Origin of the sequence: Citrobacter sp. RHBSTW-00599 (genome assembly GCF_013784065.1) — a bacterium.
Classification (GTDB): Bacteria; Pseudomonadota; Gammaproteobacteria; order Enterobacterales; family Enterobacteriaceae; genus Citrobacter; species Citrobacter braakii.
On the sequence record NZ_CP056717.1, the window covers coordinates 587397 to 606475 of the forward strand.

Here is a 19079-nt window from a genome sequence, read left to right on the forward strand (position 1 = left end):
ATATCTGAGCAAAGGTTGTTGTTATGTTTGAGACTACATTGAATCCATTATGGGATAGTTTTATCCGCGCGGTGCAGGAAGAAGTTAAGCCTGCGCTGGGCTGCACGGAACCTATCTCTCTGGCTCTGGCGGCAGCGGTCGCCTCCTCTGAGCTGGACGGCGCGGTTGAACGCATTGATGCGTGGGTCTCACCGAACCTGATGAAAAACGGCATGGGCGTTACCGTGCCGGGTACCGGAATGGTTGGGCTGCCTGTCGCGGCGGCACTGGGTGCGCTGGGGGGAAATGCCCACGCCGGTTTAGAGGTACTGAAAGACGCCTCGCCTCAAGCGATTGCCGATGCGAAAGCGATGCTTACCGCCGGGAAGGTCGCGGTGATGCTGCAGGAGCCATGCGAGGACATTCTCTTCTCCCGTGCGAAGGTTTATAGCGCTGAGGGATGGGCGTGCGTGACGATTGTTGGTGGTCATACCAACATTGTGCACATTGAGACCAATAAGGGCGTGGTGTTCACGACAGAACAGAACGCTCAGGAAGAGGAGCAAGAGTCGCCGTTGGCGGTATTGTCTCACACATCGCTGGAAGAGATTCTGGCGTTCGTGAACGCGGTACCGTTTGAGTCAATCCGCTTTATTCTCGATGCGGCGAAACTGAACGGTGCGCTGTCCCAGGAAGGGCTGCGCGGTAACTGGGGCTTGCACATCGGAACCACGCTTGAGAAGCAGTGCGCGCGTGGCTTGCTGGCGAACGATCTCTCCACCTCTATTCTGATCCGCACCAGTGCGGCATCGGATGCGCGAATGGGCGGGGCGACGCTTCCGGCAATGAGCAACTCGGGCTCCGGTAATCAGGGGATTACCGCGACCGTTCCGGTAATGGTGGTGGCTGAGCACTTTGGTGCGGATGAAGAAAAACTGGCGCGTGCGCTGATGTTGTCTCACCTGAGCGCTATCTACATCCATCATCAGCTTCCGCGTTTGTCTGCATTGTGTGCGGCAACCACGGCGGCGATGGGCGCCGCGGCGGGGATGGCGTGGATCGTTGATGGTCGCTACAACACCATCGCGATGGCAATCAGCAGCATGATTGGCGACGTGAGCGGAATGATTTGCGATGGCGCCTCAAACAGCTGCGCGATGAAAGTTTCAACCAGCGCATCTGCGGCGTGGAAAGCGGTGCTGATGGCGCTGGATGATACCGCTGTGACCGGCAATGAAGGGATTGTGGCACATAACGTGGAGCAATCGATCACGAACCTGTGTGCGCTGGCATGTCGCTCGATGCAGGAAACCGACAAGCAGATCATTGAGATCATGGCCAGTAAGGCACATTAATCTGCAGGCCGGATAAGGCGGAATCGCCCCCGGCATAACTCTAAGCCGCCTTTTCAGGCGGCTTCTTCGTCTTCCAGCCGTAGCTCGGCATCCGCCACAATCGCTTCCAGCTCTGTCAGCATTTCTTCATAGCCGAAGGTCACAGTATCTTGTTTTTTCGGCTCAACCTGCGGCTGGCGTTTTTTTGATGATTTCTTGCTCAATAGTCGTACTCCATTGTTTTCCCTGACTATACGGGCAAATCTATCAGCAAAGCGCGCAGCGCGGTATCGGCGACTAACGTTATGTTAGTTTCGTCACGAATAAATGCGCCATCGCCGCAGGTGAGCGCTTCCTTTTCGGCGCCAGATGTCACCGCATGGAATCTGCCGTGGATCGACTGTAAGTAAGCCCGCGGCCCATGTAACTGAAAACTCAGCGATTCACCTTGTTGCAGTTCAACGTGGTGCACCCATACCTGTTGACGCAGATGCAGGCTGCCTTGTTCTCCATCCGGCGAGGCAAGCAACTGATGCTTACCGGCACTCAGCGTGGCTTTCTGTACGCAGGCGTTTTCGCGCTGCGGGCAGGCATCCAGCCAGAGCTGCATTCGGGTTAACGGTTTATCTTTGCTGATATTGTGTTCGCTGTAGCTAATTCCCGGCTGTGTGGCGAGCAGTAAAACTTCTCCTGCCTTGGCCTGGATATGGTTCCCTTCACTGTCGCGGTACTCCGCTTCCCCTTCAAGGATCAGATTGACGATATCTACCTTCGGATAGGTACGTGGCTGGAAAGAGGCTCCCGGTGCCAGAACTTCCTGGTTCAGAACACGCAGCGAGGCATAACCCAGCAGTTTAGGATCAAAATAGTGTCCAAAGGAGAAGGTATAACGGGCCTGCAGCCAGCCGTAGTCTGCTTGCCCGCATTGTTTGGCTGTACGGGTAGTAATCATAGTTCTTGACCTCTCTTTACTTCCTTTTATGTTAAATGGCTAGACGCTGCATTGTTAGCCAGATATTCTGCCCGGTATGTTCAAATTTCCTGAATGAGAACGAGATGGCCAAAGAAAGGGCTTTAACGCTTGAGGCGTTACGCGTCATGGACGCAATAGACCGGCGTGGCAGCTTTGCCGCCGCAGCGGACGAACTGGGGCGCGTTCCTTCCGCGCTCAGCTATACCATGCAGAAGCTGGAGGAAGAGCTGGACGTCGTGTTGTTCGACCGTTCAGGTCATCGCACAAAATTCACCAACGTCGGGCGTATGCTGCTGGAACGTGGGCGTGTACTGCTGGAAGCTGCGGATAAGCTGACTACCGATGCCGAAGCGCTGGCTCGCGGTTGGGAAACGCATCTGACCATCGTCACCGAAGCGCTGGTGCCGACGGCGGCGTTTTTCCCGCTGATCGACAGACTTGCCGGGAAGGCCAATACCCAGCTTTCCGTTATTACCGAAGTTCTGGCCGGGGCGTGGGAGCGTCTGGAGCAGGGGCGGGCGGATATCGTGATTGCGCCGGATATGCATTTTCGCTCATCTTCGGAAATCAACTCGCGCAAGCTGTACTCGCTGATGAACGTATATGTGGCGGCCCCGGATCATCCAATTCATCAGGAGCCGGAACCGTTATCGGAAGTCACCCGCGTGAAGTACCGCGGAATCGCGGTGGCGGACACGGCCCGCGAACGCCCGGTGCTGACGGTTCAACTGCTGGATAAACAGCCGCGTCTGACGGTGAGTTCGATAGAAGATAAACGCCAGGCGCTGTTGGCCGGCCTTGGCGTGGCGACGATGCCATACCCGCTGGTGGAAGAGGACATTGCGGCGGGTCGGTTGCGTGTGGTTAGCCCGGAATCGACAAGCGAAATTGATATTATTATGGCCTGGCGTCGAGACAGCATGGGCGAAGCGAAATCCTGGTGTTTGCGGGAAATTCCCAAGCTGTTTGCGGGTAAATAGCAGGGCTGTTACGCCGGATGCGGTGCAAATGCACCTTATCCGGCCGACAAGATGGTGTATTACATCAGGACAGTTGTTTCGGGTCCGCGCCGAAGCGGTTGCTCCCCTGAGTCCCGTTTTGACAGTTGAAAATGATGATTACCAACCAGCCTACGATCGGGATCAGCAGCACCAGTAGCCACCAGGCCGAGCGGTCGGTGTCATGTAAACGCCGGAACTGCACCGCCCACCACGGGATAAAGACCAGAACCCCATAAATCGTCGTTAATATGCCTTCCCCTCCGGCGCGTTCCCAGCCAAGCATTCTGTCCAGAATGCCCAGCACGAACGTAAAGATGATGTTGACCAGCACAAACATCCAGTATTCTTTACGACGCGCGCGGCCCCCAAAACCAAAGTAGTTCTTTAATACGTTTAAATACCAATCCATTTTTGCCTCGTTCTGTATTCAATTACTTGTTTTTAAAGCAATCAAATTAAGAATAGCCGTGAATGGAATGCTGGTAAATATTTGCAGTATTAATTATTTGGCCCCCAAAGGGGACCCGTGTAAATCAGGCAAAACGGTCATCACGCCCGTGGGGTTCGTTGAGGTCCTGCCACGGTCCGACAGAAATAATGCCGGTCGGGTTAATGGTTTTGTGGCTACGGAAGTAGTGATTGCGGATGTGATCGAAATTAACGGTCTCCGCAATGCCTGGCATCTGGTAGATATCGCGCAGGAAACCGTACAGGTTCAGATAGTCGCTAATCCGGTGTTTGTCGCACTTGAAGTGCGTCACATACACAGGATCAAAGCGCACCAGCGTGGTCCACAGGCGAATATCGGCCTCTGTTAACTGGTCCCCGGTCAGGTAGCGATGTTGCCCAAGGATCTGCTCCAGTCGCGCCAGAGATTGAAAGACTTTTTCTACGGCGTCGTCGTAGGCTTCCTGACTGGTGGCAAATCCGGCTTTATACACGCCGTTATTGACGTTGTCATAAATCCAGCCGTTGAGCTCGTCGATTTTAGTTTGCAGAGCGGGTGGATAGTAATCCCCGGCTTTCGCGCCCAGCGCATCAAACGCAGTGTTAAACATACGGATGATATCTGCAGATTCGTTGCTGACAATGGTGTGGTTCTTTTTGTCCCACAGCACCGGAACGGTCACCCGACCGCTGTAGTGCGGATCGGCGTGTAAATAGAGTTGATAAAGAAATTCGTGCTGATACAGGGTATCGCCGGTTGCCGCCGGGAAGTTATCGTCAAAGGTCCAGCCGTTTTCCAGCATCAGCGGATGCACAACGGAAACGGAAATAAACGGTTCCAGCCCTTTGAGTTTACGCAAGATCAGCGTGCGATGTGCCCACGGACAGGCCAGAGAAACGTAGAGATGATAGCGGTCTTTTTCGGCGGCGAAACCCCCTTCGCCCGTTGGACCCGGTGCGCCATCCGCGGTGAGCCAGTTACGGAAAGCTGATGCAGAGCGTTGAAATTTTCCCCCGGTTGATTTGGTGTCATACCAGGTGTCATGCCATACGCCGTCAATGAGTTGTCCCATGTTTTCGCCTCCTCAGATAGCAAAAGCGAGGAGATGTCTCCTCGCTTTTTGATGCGTTTAGTATAGCTCGCTTACCATTTTTTATTCAGTACACGGTCGATGCTGAATGCGCCCGGACCGGTGATAGCCAGCAGCAGGAAGCCGCCTGCGATGGTCAGGTTTTTCATAAACATCAGAGAGTTCACACCTTCAGCAAAGTTGCTGTGGAAGAGGAACGCCGTCAGCAGCGTGAAGCCCGCGGTGAACAGCGCAGTAGTACGGGTCAGGAAACCAAACAGGATGGCCAGACCGCCGCCAAACTCAAGCAGGATAACCAGCGGTAACATAAATCCTGGGACGCCCATGGCTTCCATGTACTGTTGGGTACCCGCATATCCGGTGATTTTTCCCCAACCTGCGGTAATAAACAGGATTGGCATCAGAATGCGTGCTACCAGTACACCAACATCTTCTAATTTCTTCATCATACTCTCCAGGAAACCACCCAGGCGGCTTATTGTGTTTTTTTGTGCAACGACGTCGCAGAGTGCGTCGTTGCTGTCGATGGAGAGAATCATAAACGCGGCTAATGACAATTGTTAGCAAGGAAAACTGTCAGAAATTTTCAAAAAATTTGAGGTTAGGGGAAGGAGAGGTGATCAGCCGCGCAGTTGCTGTTGTCTGATGGTCGATTTAACCAGACGCCAGATGCTCCACACGCTAAAGCCGCGTTTAGCCCAGCGTACCAGCAGATTCGGGTTACGAATGGTGCGAACCGCCATAATACTGCTTCCGACCAACACCCAGCCACGCAGGTTCAGCAGCGTCTTCCAGCCACGATCGTAAACTTCGGTGGCTTCCAGCCAGTCGCGGCGAGTGGCAGACAGATCCAGCCTTTGCTGCTGGATCTGTCCAAGCAGTTGCGCCTTACGTTGTTGACGTTCGACTTTACTGCTCATTATGCATCATCCTCCAGGGCCTGCCTGTCGTTAGCGAGTTCATTGCGCGTATGGCGTAGCAGCGTTGTTTTACGCGCTTTACTCAGCGTCCATAGCCCGCCGATAAGCGCTAAAAGCAACAGCACAACGGTGGTGGCAATCATGGCGTTCAGGCGATACTGCGGGTCTATGGCCCAGATGATAAGCACCATCAGACTCATCAGACCAAACGCCGCGAACAGCATGGTCAGCCCAAGCATCAGCAGGATCTGGATGAGATTGGCTTTTTCCTCTTCCAGCTCAACGACGGCCAGCCGCAGCCGCGTCTCTACGATCTCAACGAGAATCGTCAGGATCCGCTGTCCAATACCCAGTACGCCTTTGCCTGGACCTTGTGCGTGTTGAGAGTCTGCCATTATTAACGGCGCGACAGCAGTACACCAAGTACCACACCGACTGCAGCGCCAATGCCGACGCCTGTCCATGGATTTTCGCGTACGTAGTTATCGGCTTTTGCCGCGGCCTCACGGGTCTGTTTGGCAATCACATCGCTGGTTTCGCTCAGACGATGGCGGCTCTCGCGTAACGCATGTTCGGCTTTACTGCGAATTTTACTCATCTCTTCCTTCGACTTATCGCCAGAGGAGCTAAGTACTTCTTCAAGCGTATCCGCAAGAGATTTCAGCTCAGCGCGCAGGTTTTCCGTAGCATTATCTTTCGACATAGTTTTCTCCAGTTGAGTGGCTAGTTACCGTACTTAGTAATCGCGTGTCTCGAGTTCTTTCAGCTCTTGCTGAGCTTCCGCAAGCTTATGTTCGCGCTTGGCTATCTTATCCGCATCGCCTTTTTGCTTCGCCTCGGCCAAATCACGTTGACGCTCGGCTATCTCATTTTTCTGCTCGGCGATTTTTTTCTGATGGTCGGCGCGCAGTTTGCTGTCAGTACAATTTGCCCGAACTTCGCTCAGCGCTTTGTTCAGACCATTGATGCGGTTTTGATTGTTGTGCTTTTCGGCATAGCTTATCTCCCGCTGAATATCCTGTTCTTTTTCCTGACAGAGGGTGGAGGCGTAACTGCCGGCACTGAGAGCGAAAAGACTAATTGCTAAAGCGATGCGGTATTTCATTCTTGAACCTTCCATTGTGATTCGACCTTGTGGCTTTGGCCGATGCTCCAGAATAATAAAGCAATGGGTCATAAACCCAGTTTATTAATCATAGGCGCTAAATGATGAAATCACCAAAGTGAGTGATCTAATTCAGATTCCTGGAGATTAACCAAAACGGTGCGGGGTATCACGTAAGCGGGATAACCACTGTACCGCCTGATTATCATCATCCTGCTGAGCAATAACGAAACCGTGCGGTAACGTTCGGTCCAGCACGACCTTTGCGGCTGCGCTTTGCGCGCTGGAATCAAAGGTGATCAGCAGCGCGTCATTTTGCGGAGTAATGCTTTTAAAGCGAATGCCGTTGGCGTCCAGGTGATGCCAGATAGAGAAGCCATCAGGCATGGTGGCTCCCTGGTTTACAGCACGAATGGCAAGCGTTGACTCCTGCTGGCGGATGACCGACCAGGTCAGGAGCAGCGCGCCGATAAACAGCATAAAAGTAGTCGTCCAGGCCAGTCGTCGGAGTGTTATGCATGATTTCAGCATAATTTACCCTCGGTTCCCGTATTTCTTTTTCCAAAGCACAACCAGGGAACCTGCCAGACCAAACACCAGTAACACCACGGGAAGCAGCATCAGACAAGACATCAGCTGATCTTCATATTTGAGAAACACTGGCGTTTTGCCCAGCAGATAGCCAAGCGTTGTGAGAATCAGAACCCAAAGCAGTCCGCTCATCCAGTTAAAGAACTGAAAGCGCGCATTGTTCAGACCGGACAATCCTGCGATGGTCGGCAGTAATGTTCTGACAAACGCGATAAAGCGACCGACCAACAGGGCAGACAAGCCATGCTTATGGAACAGATGATGTGCGCGCTGATGGTAGTGCGCGGGTAGATGAGACAGCCAGTTTTGAACGGTGCGGGTATTTCCCAGCCATCTCCCCTGGATATAGCTGAGCCAGCAACCCAGGCTGGCCGCGGTGGTGAGCAGCAGTACCGTTTGCGGAAAACCCATCGCGCCTTTAGCGATAAGTACGCCGACCAGTACCAGTAGACTGTCGCCAGGTAAAAAGGCTGCTGGCAGCAGTCCATTTTCCAGAAACAAAATGGTAAACAGTACGAAATAGAGCATGCCAATCATGGAGGGATTGGCCAGCGTTTCAAAATCCTGAGCCCATAAAGCATTCAGTAATTGAGTCAGTAGTTCCATTCAATATTCCTGGAGAATCGGTTGTCGTCATGCCGGTATTCTGGAGTTTGTAACGCCGCAATTTTATTGGTGTTTTTTACATGGATCGCGGTCTGACACAAATTCACGGCCTGAACTATTCCCTGTAAAGTTGTGAAGTAAGCAAGCTCTCAAACACAAAAATTCAAATAACAACTAATTGTAACAAAGGTCAACGTAGTCCGTTATAGAAATTACGGGTGTTGTCCTGTGATTTTGCTTATCGCAATGGAGGGAGGCGAGAGGATTTACACAGGCTGACACTTTATACCTAATGCTTACCAAGCGTCAGAAACAGGCGCTTTGCCGCGCCTGCATCGTTAAGATTGTTTATTTTGCGCCGTTAGCTGCCGTATCGAGATGAATGACGGGATTATCGGTAAAAAGATAACGGTCTGCGTTGAATTCAAAATCATCGCTGGTTTCGTTAAACAGCATCTGCTTTGTGTTCTCAAGATGCTGCCACATCGCCAGTTTGGCGGCGTGTGGATCTTTGCGAATCAGCGCCCGCAGGATCTGGTCATGGTCGTCGCACCAGTTATCTATCGTGCGCAGGTCGATGTGGTCGTGCAGCTTCTTCCAGTAGGGGTTGTGAATACGCTGAGTCCACATTTTTTCAACAATCGCGGCCAGGGCAGAGTTCTGTGTTGCCAGCGCGACCTGCACATGGAACTGGAGATCCCACTCGGAGTCACGAAAGCTTTTTTCGTTACGCGACTTCTCCTGAATTTCCATCAGTTTCATGATGTCCTGTTTGGTCACCTGGGTGGCGGCAAACTCAGCAATGTTGCTTTCTATGAGCTGGCGAGCCTGGAGCAGCTCAAACGGACCGTAGCTGGCGAACTCCAGACTTTCATCTGGCGCGACATAGTGTTTGGGTTGGTTTGAAATGACGTGGATCCCCGATCCTTTACGTACTTCAACGTAGCCCTCAACCTCGAGCATGATAATCGCTTCACGAACCACGGTACGGCTGACATTTTTTTCATCGGCGATAAAGCGCTCGGCGGGGAGTTTGTCACCCACCAGGTAGACACCCTGCTCAATGCGTTCTTTCAGATCAGCGGCAAGTTGTTGGTACAAACGTCGTGGTTCGGTGATTTCCATATGCGCTCCAGGCATGATACGGCAGACTCTATTTGTTATACCACTTTTGCGATTACGGCTCCACTCGCGGCGATAAAAAAGCCGCCAGATGACTGGCGGCTTAGCATTACATAACCTTGTTAAATCGTATCTGGTTAACTTTGCGCAGCGGGATCGCCAGTTTGCGAAGCTGACTCTACCTCGCTGGCCGATTTGTTCTGCAATACCGTCCAGATGACTAACGCGCCGAGCAGGTCGAATACCGCCAGTACGGCGAACAGCGGGCTGAAGCCGATGGTGTCAGCCAGCGCGCCAACGACCAGCGCAAACAGCGTACTTGCAAGCCATGCGGACATACCGGTCAGACCGTTCGCGGTTGCCACTTCATTACGACCAAATACGTCAGAAGAGAGCGTGATCAGCGCACCGGACAGCGCCTGGTGAGCAAAGCCGCCGACGCACAGCAGGGCGATAGCAATGTACGGGCTGGTGAACAGACCGATCATCCCTGGGCCAATCATCAGCAATGCGCCCATGGTGACGACCATTTTACGGGAAACGATCAGGTTAACGCCGAACCAGCGCTGGAACAGCGGCGGTAAGTAACCCCCTACGATACAACCCAGGTCAGCAAACAGCATCGGCATCCAGGCAAACATCGCAATCTCTTTCAGGTTAAAGCCGTAGACTTTAAACATGAACAGCGGGATCCAGGCGTTGAAGGTACCCCAGGCCGGCTCTGCCAGGAAACGCGGCAGCGCGATGCCCCAGAACTGGCGGTTACGCAGGATCTGACCGAGAGACATTTTCTTGGCGGTGCTGTTTTTATGCTGTGATTCCTGACCATTCAGAATGTAATCACGTTCTTCATCAGACAGTTTTTTCTGGTCGCGTGGGTGTTTGTAAAATACTAACCAGCACATGGCCCAGATAAAGCTCAGGGCACCGGAAATAATGAATGCCATCTGCCAGCTGTGCATGACGATAGCCCAGACGACCAGCGGCGGAGCAATCATCGCGCCGATAGAGGAACCGACGTTAAAGTAACCCACGGCGATTGAACGTTCTTTTGCCGGGAACCATTCAGAACTGGCTTTCAGACCCGCAGGGATCATCGCAGCTTCAGCGGCACCGACTGCGCCTCGCGCCAGCGCCAGTCCACCCCAGCTACCAGCCAGTGCGGTCGCGCCACAGAAGACGGCCCACAGAACGGCGAACATCGCGTAACCAATTTTTGTGCCGAGCACATCGAGCACATAGCCGGCAACGGGTTGCATTACGGTGTAAGCAGCAGAATACGCTGCGATGATATAGGAATACTGTTGGGTGGAGATGTGTAACTCTTCCATCAGAGTTGGCGCAGCTGCCGCCACAGTGTTACGTGTCAGGTAACCCAGCACGGTGCCAAGCGTCACCAGTGCGATCATGTACCAACGTAACCCTTTAATTTTACGCATGTAAAACCTCATCGTTTTGTTATGTCCGCGAACGAGCGGTCATCTTCCAGTTCAGGGAGGAGGATGTTCTTTTACGAGGGGGTAACCGAAAAAAAGCCGGTACTCCCCGAACTCTGCCATGTCAATATTTGTGCTAATTCGGTTTCCGTACCGGTTAATCCGATGGTGATACATCGGTAATTTGCATTCCGTCGGCTTATGTATCGCGACGGCAAAAAGATAACTTGTCATACAGCTTTAAAAGGTGAGTGCCATCACAAAAGTGTGAATCTTCGTGTGGTCATTATTTCGATTCAGCAAAGCCAGTGCTGGTGCGGCTTGGCGCGAGGTTTACCTCTTTGAGAGTAATTTTTTTGTCGCCATTTGTTGATCTAACTCACGAAAATATCTTCAGTGCATGGAAATTGGTGTGATAACTTTGTCAACATCAAAACATAAGCAATCTGACGCACTCGCTGAGAGGAAGACGATAATGACCCCGTTTATGACTGAAGATTTCCTGTTGGACACCGAATTTGCCCGCCGTCTGTATCATGATTACGCCAAAGACCAGCCAATCTTCGACTACCACTGCCATTTGCCACCGCAACAAATCGCGGAAAACTACCGTTTTAATAACCTGTATGACATCTGGCTGAAGGGTGACCACTACAAGTGGCGTGCGATGCGTACTAACGGCGTCGCTGAGCGCCTGTGTACCGGCGATGCGTCCGATCGCGAGAAGTTTGACGCCTGGGCCGCCACGGTTCCGCACACAATCGGTAACCCGCTGTACCATTGGACCCACCTCGAATTACGTCGCCCGTTTGGTATTACAGGTAAGCTGCTGTCTCCGGCAACGGCTGACGAAATCTGGAACCAGTGCAATGAACTGCTGGCGCAGGACAAATTCTCCGCACGCGGCATCATGCAGCAGATGAACGTGAAAATGGTCGGTACCACCGATGACCCGATCGACTCTCTGGAGCATCACGCGGCCGTTGCTAAAGACGCAAGCTTTGATGTGAAAGTGCTGCCGAGCTGGCGTCCGGATAAAGCCTTTAACATTGAGCAGGCGACCTTTAATGACTATATGGCGAAGCTCGGTGAGGTGTCTGACACGGATATCCGCCGCTTCAGCGACCTGCAAGCTGCGCTGACCAAACGTCTGGATCACTTTGCGGCTCACGGCTGTAAAGTCTCTGACCACGCGCTGGACGTGGTGCTGTTTGCTGAATCTAACGAATCTGAACTGGATAGCATTCTGTCACGCCGCCTGGCGGGTGAAACGCTGAGCGAGCATGAAGTTGCCCAGTTTAAAACCGCGGTGCTGGTGTTCCTCGGTGCGGAATACGCGCGTCGTGAATGGGTACAGCAGTACCATATCGGCGCGCTGCGTAATAACAACCTGCGTCAGTTCAAACTGTTGGGTGCGGATGTCGGCTTCGACTCCATCAACGATCGCCCGATGGCCGAAGAGCTGTCCAAACTGCTGAGCAAGCAGAACGAACAGAACCTGCTGCCGAAAACCATTCTCTACTGCCTGAACCCGCGCGATAACGAAGTGCTGGGCACCATGATCGGCAACTTCCAGGGCGAAGGTATGCCGGGCAAGATGCAGTTCGGTTCCGGCTGGTGGTTCAACGATCAGAAAGACGGTATGGAACGTCAGATGACGCAGCTGGCCCAGCTCGGTCTGCTGAGCCGTTTCGTCGGCATGCTGACCGATAGCCGTAGCTTCCTGTCATACACGCGCCATGAATACTTCCGTCGCATCCTGTGCCAGATGATTGGCCGTTGGGTTGCTGCAGGTGAAGCGCCGGCAGATATCCAGCTGTTGGGTGAAATGGTCAGAAATATTTGCTTCAACAATGCGCGTGATTATTTCGCCATTGAACTGAACTAAGGCCTGGGTGAAGGTATGCAATACATCAAGATCCATACGCTGGATAACGTCGCGGTAGCGCTCGCTGATTTGGCTGAAGGAACCGAAGTCACCGTTGATGGGCAAGCGGTAATCCTGCGCCAAGCGGTTTCTCGTGGCCATAAATTCGCTTTATGCGATATTGCGCAAGGCGAAAACGTCATTAAATACGGTTTGCCAATCGGTCATACGTTGGTGGACGTGGCGGCGGGTGAGCATATTCATGCTCACAACACGCGCACGAATCTGAGCGACCTGGACACGTATAGCTACCACCCTGATTTTCAGGCAGAGCTTGTTCAACCCGCCGATCGCGATGTACAGATCTACCGTCGCGCCAACGGCGAGGTCGGCGTGCGCAACGAACTGTGGATCCTGCCGACGGTCGGCTGCGTCAACGCTATGGCGCGTCAGATGCAGAACCGCTTTCTGAAAGAGACCAACGACGCCGAGGGTATCGACGGCGTGCATCTTTTCAGTCACACCTACGGCTGTTCACAGCTGGGTGATGACCACATCAACACCCGTACCATGCTGCAAAATATGGTGCGCCACCCGAATGCGGGTGCGGTGCTGGTGGTCGGCCTGGGCTGTGAAAACAACCAGGTTGATGCCTTCCGCGAAACTTTAGGCGAGTACGATCCTGAGCGTGTTCACTTTATGGTCTGCCAACATCAGGAAGACGAAGTGGAAGCGGGGATTGAACATCTCCATCAGTTGTACAACGTGATACGTAACGATAAGCGTGAGCCGGGTAAGCTGGGCGAGCTGAAGTTTGGTCTGGAATGCGGCGGCTCTGACGGCCTGTCCGGTATTACCGCCAACCCGATGCTGGGGCGTTTTTCCGACTACGTGATTGCCAACGGCGGCACCACCGTGCTGACTGAAGTACCGGAAATGTTCGGTGCCGAGCAGCTGCTGATGGACCACTGCCGTGACGAAGAAACCTTTGGCAAGCTGGTGACCATGGTCAATGACTTTAAGCAGTACTTCATTGCTCACGACCAGCCGATTTACGAGAATCCATCGCCGGGCAACAAAGCGGGCGGGATCACCACGCTGGAAGATAAATCTCTGGGCTGCACGCAAAAAGCGGGCTCCAGCCAGGTGGTGGACGTACTGCGCTACGGCGAACGCCTGAAGACACACGGCCTGAACTTACTGAGCGCGCCGGGTAACGATGCGGTTGCTACCAGTGCCCTCGCGGGCGCGGGCTGTCATATGGTGCTGTTCAGCACCGGCCGCGGTACGCCGTACGGCGGTTTTGTGCCGACGGTGAAAATAGCGACCAACAGCGAGCTGGCGGCCAAGAAAAAACACTGGATCGATTTTGACGCCGGACAGCTGATCCACGGTAAAGCGATGCCTCAGCTGCTGAGCGAGTTTGTCGATACGATCGTTGAGTTCGCCAATGGCAAGCAAACCTGCAACGAGCGCAACGATTTCCGGGAACTGGCTATCTTTAAAAGCGGCGTAACATTGTAATTACCCTTCATCTTTCGCGTGACAGCCGCGTTGGCTGCGTCCATTCACCCCGGTCACTTACTCCAGTAAGCTCCCGGGGATGTCTGAACTTACCGCCTTGCGGTAGCACGAAATCTATTGGGTAATCGAAATGGAGTGGATTTTAAAAACGGCGTTTCATAATATGGGGCGCCGTTTGTATTTGCGTTTCCTCACAAGGATCTCCCATGACCGCGTATTGGCTGGCCCAGGGCGTAGGTGTCATCGCCTTTTTGATCGGCATTACCACCTTTTTCAATCGAGATGAGCGCCGGTTCCGGCTGCAACTTGCCGTCTACAGCGCCACCATTGGCGTGCATTTTTTTCTGATGGGCGCCTGGCCTGCGGGAATGAGTGCAGAGCTAAACACCATCCGCACACTCGTCTCGATGCATACCCGCAAACTATGGGTAATGACCGTTTTTATTATCCTCACCCTGGTTCTCGGGCTGGCGAAATTACAGCATGCGATGGAGCTGTTGCCGATTATCGGCACGCTGGCCAGCACCTGGGCGCTGTTTCGCTGCCAGGGGCTGACCGTGCGCTGCGTAATGTGGTGCGCAACCGCCTGTTGGGTTATCCATAATTTCTGGTTGGGATCGATTGGTGGGACGATGATCGAAGGTAGTTTTCTGGTGATGAACGGCCTGAACATTATTCGCTTCCGGCGGATGCAAAAACGCGGAATTGATCCATTCAAAATTGAAAAAAGCGTACAAGAAGAGAACCCCTCCGTCCGGTGACGGAGGGGCAGAGATTAGCCGCGCAGGGCGTTATTTGCCAGACGTTCGTCTTCAGCCTGGCAGGCCGCAGCGGTAAACAGGACGTCTGTAGAAGAGTTCAGCGCCGTTTCACAGGAATCCTGCAATACGCCGATGATAAAGCCAACGGCAACGACCTGCATGGCGATGTCATTCGGGATACCGAACATATTACATGCCAGTGGGATCAGCAGCAGAGAACCGCCCGCCACGCCCGATGCGCCGCAGGCGCACAGCGAAGCCACCACGCTCAGTAACAGCGCCGTCGGTAAATCGACCGGAATACCCAACGTATTTACCGCCGCCAGCGTCAACACGGTAATGGTGATCGCCGCGCCAGCCATGTTGATGGTGGCTCCCAGCGGGATAGACACCGAATAGGTATCACGATCCAGGTTCAGCTTCTCACACAGCGCCATATTCACCGGAATGTTTGCCGCGGAGCTGCGGGTAAAGAAGGCGTATACGCCGCTTTCACGCAGACAGGCCAGCACTAACGGATATGGGTTGCGGCGAATTTTCCAGAATACCAGCAGCGGGTTGACCACCAACGCTACCAGCAGCATACAGCCTACCAGCACGGTCAGCAGATGTGCGTAGCCCCAAAGCGTGGCGAAACCGGTGGTTGCCAGCGTGGAGGAGACCAGGCCGAAGATACCGATCGGCGCGAAACGAATCACCAGCTTCACCATAAAGGTGACAGCGTTGGACATATCGTTGACCAGATTTTTGGTCGTTTCATTACCGTGACGCAGCGCAAAGCCCAGACCGACGGCCCAAACCAGGATGCCGATGTAGTTGGCGTTAAGCAGTGCATCAATTGGGTTAGAAACCATGCTCATTAGCAGACCACGCATCACTTCGATAATGCCGGACGGCGGTACGATATCGCTGGCGCTGCTGGAAAGATGCAGTGTCGATGGGAAGGCGAAGCTGAAGACAACGGCCGCTAACGCTGCGGAAAATGTTCCGAGCAGGTAGAGGAACAGGATTGGGCGGATATTGGTTTTTTGCCCGTGCTGGTGGTTGGCGATAGAAGCCATTACCAGCATCAGAACCAGAATTGGTGCGACGGCTTTTAACGCGCCGACGAACAGAGTACCCAGTAAACCAACGGCTTCTGCCGCAGGTTTTGACACCAGTGCCAGTAAAATCCCCAGAACCAAACCGATCAAAATTTGTTTAACCAGGCTCCCTTGCGCCAAGCGCGAGAATAGCCCCGATGAACGTTGCGTAGTCATGTAGTAATCCTTTCATTGTGTTGTTGCCCTGCCTTTGTGCGTTCTGTAGACGCATCTTTCAGGATGAGGCAAATGTTTGCATGGCTGAGTATAAGGAAAGAACGGGGTTCTGGAAGCGAAATATCCTGGATTTCGCGTTGAGATCATATTTTATAACTTTGAGTTAACATTATTTTGACATGATAAACAAAAAGCCCGACGCACGCAGTGTGCTGTCGGGCTTTTCAGCTAGCAGATGAAACTTACTGTATTTGCTGCTTTTTATCGTGCTGGTGGTTGACCCAGGCGTTCACAATCAGCGTCACAAACAGAATGCCAAATACCACGCCTAACGAGATAGCGATCGGGATATGGTAGAAATCGACGATCAGCATCTTAATACCGATAAACACCAGAATGACCGACAAACCGTACTTCAGCATGGAGAAACGCTCCGCCACGCCCGCCAGCAGGAAGTACATTGCGCGCAGACCCAAAATAGCAAACAGGTTTGAGGTCAACACGATGAACGGGTCGGTAGTGACGGCAAAGATAGCCGGAATACTGTCGACGGCAAAAATGACGTCGCTCAGCTCAACCAGAATCAACACCAGCATCAGCGGCGTAACAAACAGCATGCCGTTTTTACGCACGAAGAATTTTTCATCTTCGATGGTATCGGTCATGCGCAAATGACCGCGCAGCCAGCGTACTAACGGTCTGTCGCCAATACCGGAAGCATCTTCTTTCGCCAGCGCCATCTTCACGCCGGTAAACAGCAGGAATGCACCGAACACGTACAACAGCCACTCAAATTGGGTGATAAGCCAACTGCCGGCGAAGATCATGATCGTACGCAGAACAATGGCTCCCAGCACGCCATACACCAGTACCCGACGCTGCAACGCAGGCGGTACGGAGAAGTAGCTGAACAGCATCAACCAGACAAAGACGTTATCTACTGCCAGCGATTTTTCGATCAAATAGCCGGTAAGGAACGCCAGCGCCTGTGGGTCGGCAACGGCGCGGCCCTGGGTTTGTGCCAGGTACCACCAGAAGACGGCGTTAAACAGTAACGACAGCGTTACCCAAACGATTGACCAGGCCGCAGCCTGCTTCATCGACATCGTATGCGCGCCACGACGACCCTGCAACAGCAGGTCGATGGCCAGCATAATTACCACCACGACAGCGAAGCCACCCCATAACAACGGTGTGCCGACAGTATTCATTGTATTTCCCCATGCATAAAAAAAACGGCCAACGCCGAATGACGTTAGCCGCTGCTTTTTATGCATAGACCTTGCCATTCGGCAAGGTCTCACTTACAACAACAAAGGAATACGATGGCGTATTCCTTTGTTATCGCCCGGCGACCGGATGTGGTTTTTCACACATCGTAATGACGATCAACCGACAACGAAGTTACTCCCCTTTGCGGGTTACAAAATATTACAGGCCATGCATTCAGTCAATGGCCTGCAACATTCGTTTTACATACCTTTACGCTGTCAGCGATGTTACCGCTTCATCTGCCGGGAAAATCACGCCGGTCTGGCGGCGAATCTCTGTTTGCAGTTTGGCGGTGATACGGCTGACGGCCAGTGCGGGGTGATCCACTTCGCCGGATTCAACCAAATGAGCAAAAGCCTCTGCCTCATACAGCATAGTATTGATGTGCTGAGGCGTCGTCAGATCCTGGGTTTTCCCCCCGCGAGGAACGAAGCACACTTTCTGACACTCGGAAATATGCTCGATCACCAGCGATCCCTGCTCACCCTGAATTTCACTGGCTAACACCGAGTCGCTTACTTTTGAGTGCTGGAGTGTGACGCTGAAATCACCGTAATTCATCACCACCACGCCGTGGGCATCTACGCCGCTTTCCAGCAGACTGGCGCTGGCCTGAACGCTTTGCGGCTCACCCCACAGCGCAACCGCTGAGGCCAGGCAGTAAAAACCGATATCCATGATCGAGCCATTTGAGAACGCCGGATTAAACGTGTTCGGATTTTCACCGTCCAGATAGCGCTGGTAACGCGAGGAGTACTGGCAGTAATTAATAAACGCTTTCCTGATTCTTCCGACTTTGGGTAGAGATTGCTGCAACAGCAGGAAGTTAGGCAAGCTGGCGGTCTTAAACGCTTCAAACAACACGACCTGATTTTCGCGCGCGCAGGCGATAGCGGCTTCGGCTTGCGCCAGGTTTGAGGCCAGCGGCTTTTCGCAAATAACATGCTTTTTGTGCCGCAAAAACAGCTCGGTCTGCGGGAAGTGTAGGGAGTTTGGACTGGCGATGTAGACGGCGTCGATCGCCTCGCTTTGCGCCATCGCTTCCAGCGAGGTAAACAGATGCTCGACGGGGTAATCGTTGGCGAAGGTCTGCGCCTGCTCGAGGCTACGGGAATAGACCGCGGTTAACTTATATTTGCCGGTTTCATGGGCGGCATCGACAAACTGGCGGGTGATCCAGTTTGTGCCAATTACTGCGAAACGTATCATAATGGCCTTCAGGCTGCGAAAAGGGATCCTTTCGTCAATTTAGCATGCCCTGAAGACAAAGCCAGTGCGCAACTACGCAGTTTGCTTTAACGATTGTTGCGTTAACCACAGGCGGGTATCGAACTCCAGCTGATGATACTGAGGCTCCATATGACAGCACAGCTGGTAAAACGCTTTGTCGTGCTCTTTTTCTTTCAGATGCGCCAGTTCATGAACGACGATCATGCGTAAAAAAGGTTCAGGGGCATTGCGAAACACGGTGGCAACGCGGATCTCCGCTTTGGCTTTTAGCTTACCGCCCTGCACGCGAGATACGGCGGTATGCAGCCCCAGCGCATTCTTCAGAACGTGTATCTTGCTGTCATACATGACTTTATTCAGCGGCGGGGCATTACGCAGGAACTGATTTTTCAGATCCTGAGTATATTGCCAGAGCGCTTTGTCGGTCGCGAAATCATGCGTCCCCGGATAGCGCTTCTCCAGCACTGTGCCCAGACGCTGTTCAGCAATCAGCGTTCTCACCTGAGAAAGCAAATGTTCCGGGTAGCCCTGGAGATAAGTTAGTTGGTTCATCTTTGCCCA

Annotated in this window: 22 protein-coding genes; 5 read left to right on the plus strand and 17 right to left on the minus strand. The window is 53.0% G+C overall.

Annotated features, from left to right (window positions below; all coding sequences use genetic code 11):
* Window positions 1-23 precede the first annotated feature (23 nt).
* Entirely contained in the window at window positions 24-1334 is a 1311-nt protein-coding gene (locus HV243_RS02855; protein WP_016154627.1) for a serine dehydratase subunit alpha family protein, read from the plus strand.
* A gap of 53 nt (window positions 1335-1387) precedes the next feature.
* Here HV243_RS02855 and HV243_RS02860 read toward each other — a convergent pair whose 3' ends face one another.
* A complete protein-coding gene (locus HV243_RS02860; protein ID WP_016157540.1) occupies window positions 1388-1537 on the minus strand; it encodes a hypothetical protein in 150 nt (49 codons plus the stop codon).
* A gap of 26 nt (window positions 1538-1563) precedes the next feature.
* Window positions 1564-2265, minus strand: coding sequence for a pirin family protein (locus tag HV243_RS02865; RefSeq protein ID WP_016157539.1), 702 nt, complete (start codon window positions 2263-2265; stop codon window positions 1564-1566).
* Between the two features lie 104 nt (window positions 2266-2369).
* Between HV243_RS02865 and yhaJ the strand changes: the two genes are divergently transcribed.
* Window positions 2370-3266, plus strand: coding sequence for a DNA-binding transcriptional regulator YhaJ (gene yhaJ, locus HV243_RS02870; RefSeq protein ID WP_016154624.1), 897 nt, complete (start codon window positions 2370-2372; stop codon window positions 3264-3266).
* Between the two features lie 64 nt (window positions 3267-3330).
* On the opposite strand, the gene HV243_RS02875 is transcribed toward yhaJ, so the two are convergent.
* From HV243_RS02875 to HV243_RS02925, 11 genes are all read right to left on the minus strand, one after another.
* Window positions 3331-3696 (minus strand): DUF805 domain-containing protein, encoded by a 366-nt coding sequence (locus tag HV243_RS02875; RefSeq protein ID WP_016154623.1) that lies wholly within the window; start codon window positions 3694-3696, stop codon window positions 3331-3333.
* A 124-nt stretch (window positions 3697-3820) separates the two neighbouring features.
* Window positions 3821-4807: a glutathionyl-hydroquinone reductase YqjG gene (yqjG, locus tag HV243_RS02880; RefSeq protein WP_016154622.1), complete on the minus strand. Its 987-nt coding sequence runs from the start codon at window positions 4805-4807 to the stop codon at window positions 3821-3823.
* Between the two features lie 71 nt (window positions 4808-4878).
* A complete protein-coding gene (locus tag HV243_RS02885; protein WP_003024847.1) occupies window positions 4879-5271 on the minus strand; it encodes a DoxX family protein in 393 nt (130 codons plus the stop codon).
* A gap of 174 nt (window positions 5272-5445) precedes the next feature.
* The gene (locus HV243_RS02890; protein ID WP_003024845.1) at window positions 5446-5745 is read right to left on the minus strand and encodes a YqjK-like family protein; all 300 of its coding nucleotides are present in this window, start codon (window positions 5743-5745) and stop codon (window positions 5446-5448) included.
* On the minus strand, window positions 5745-6140 hold the full coding sequence (locus HV243_RS02895; RefSeq protein ID WP_016157537.1) for a phage holin family protein: 396 nt from the start codon (window positions 6138-6140) through the stop codon (window positions 5745-5747). The genes HV243_RS02890 and HV243_RS02895 overlap by 1 nt, the downstream gene beginning before the upstream one ends.
* A 2-nt stretch (window positions 6141-6142) precedes the next feature.
* Window positions 6143-6448 carry a YqjD family protein gene (locus HV243_RS02900; RefSeq protein ID WP_003024832.1) on the minus strand — a complete coding sequence of 102 codons (306 nt, stop codon included), beginning with the start codon at window positions 6446-6448 and terminating at the stop codon, window positions 6143-6145.
* 33 nt (window positions 6449-6481) lie between these two features.
* Window positions 6482-6850: a DUF1090 domain-containing protein gene (locus HV243_RS02905; protein ID WP_016154619.1), complete on the minus strand. Its 369-nt coding sequence runs from the start codon at window positions 6848-6850 to the stop codon at window positions 6482-6484.
* A 147-nt stretch (window positions 6851-6997) separates the two neighbouring features.
* Complete coding sequence (gene mzrA, locus HV243_RS02910) at window positions 6998-7366, minus strand: EnvZ/OmpR regulon moderator MzrA (RefSeq protein WP_029139667.1); 369 nt, start codon at window positions 7364-7366, stop codon at window positions 6998-7000.
* 18 nt (window positions 7367-7384) lie between these two features.
* Window positions 7385-8047, minus strand: a complete 663-nt coding sequence (gene yqjA, locus HV243_RS02915) for a DedA family general envelope maintenance protein YqjA (RefSeq protein ID WP_003024820.1) — start codon at window positions 8045-8047, stop codon at window positions 7385-7387.
* A gap of 348 nt (window positions 8048-8395) precedes the next feature.
* On the minus strand, window positions 8396-9172 hold the full coding sequence (gene exuR / locus HV243_RS02920) for a transcriptional regulator ExuR (protein ID WP_046274732.1): 777 nt from the start codon (window positions 9170-9172) through the stop codon (window positions 8396-8398).
* A gap of 134 nt (window positions 9173-9306) precedes the next feature.
* Window positions 9307-10608 carry an MFS transporter gene (locus tag HV243_RS02925; RefSeq protein ID WP_016154616.1) on the minus strand — a complete coding sequence of 434 codons (1302 nt, stop codon included), beginning with the start codon at window positions 10606-10608 and terminating at the stop codon, window positions 9307-9309.
* A 472-nt stretch (window positions 10609-11080) separates the two neighbouring features.
* On the opposite strand from HV243_RS02925, the gene uxaC reads away from it, so the two are divergent.
* The 3 genes from uxaC (at window position 11081) to HV243_RS02940 (ending at window position 14757) form a co-directional block, all read left to right on the plus strand.
* A complete protein-coding gene (gene uxaC, locus HV243_RS02930; protein ID WP_053389275.1) occupies window positions 11081-12493 on the plus strand; it encodes a glucuronate isomerase in 1413 nt (470 codons plus the stop codon).
* A gap of 15 nt (window positions 12494-12508) precedes the next feature.
* Window positions 12509-13996 (plus strand): altronate dehydratase family protein, encoded by a 1488-nt coding sequence (locus HV243_RS02935; RefSeq protein ID WP_046274730.1) that lies wholly within the window; start codon window positions 12509-12511, stop codon window positions 13994-13996.
* Between the two features lie 206 nt (window positions 13997-14202).
* Window positions 14203-14757 carry a YgjV family protein gene (locus tag HV243_RS02940; protein ID WP_016154613.1) on the plus strand — a complete coding sequence of 185 codons (555 nt, stop codon included), beginning with the start codon at window positions 14203-14205 and terminating at the stop codon, window positions 14755-14757.
* 14 nt (window positions 14758-14771) lie between these two features.
* On the opposite strand, the gene sstT is transcribed toward HV243_RS02940, so the two are convergent.
* The 4 genes from sstT to HV243_RS02960 form a co-directional block, all read right to left on the minus strand.
* Window positions 14772-16016, minus strand: coding sequence for a serine/threonine transporter SstT (gene sstT / locus HV243_RS02945; protein ID WP_016154612.1), 1245 nt, complete (start codon window positions 16014-16016; stop codon window positions 14772-14774).
* A 242-nt stretch (window positions 16017-16258) separates the two neighbouring features.
* Window positions 16259-17227 (minus strand): TerC family protein, encoded by a 969-nt coding sequence (locus HV243_RS02950; RefSeq protein ID WP_053389292.1) that lies wholly within the window; start codon window positions 17225-17227, stop codon window positions 16259-16261.
* Between the two features lie 271 nt (window positions 17228-17498).
* Window positions 17499-18497, minus strand: coding sequence for a Gfo/Idh/MocA family oxidoreductase (locus HV243_RS02955; RefSeq protein WP_016154610.1), 999 nt, complete (start codon window positions 18495-18497; stop codon window positions 17499-17501).
* A gap of 72 nt (window positions 18498-18569) precedes the next feature.
* On the minus strand, window positions 18570-19070 hold the full coding sequence (locus tag HV243_RS02960) for a M48 family metallopeptidase (protein ID WP_053389276.1): 501 nt from the start codon (window positions 19068-19070) through the stop codon (window positions 18570-18572).
* Window positions 19071-19079 lie beyond the last annotated feature (9 nt).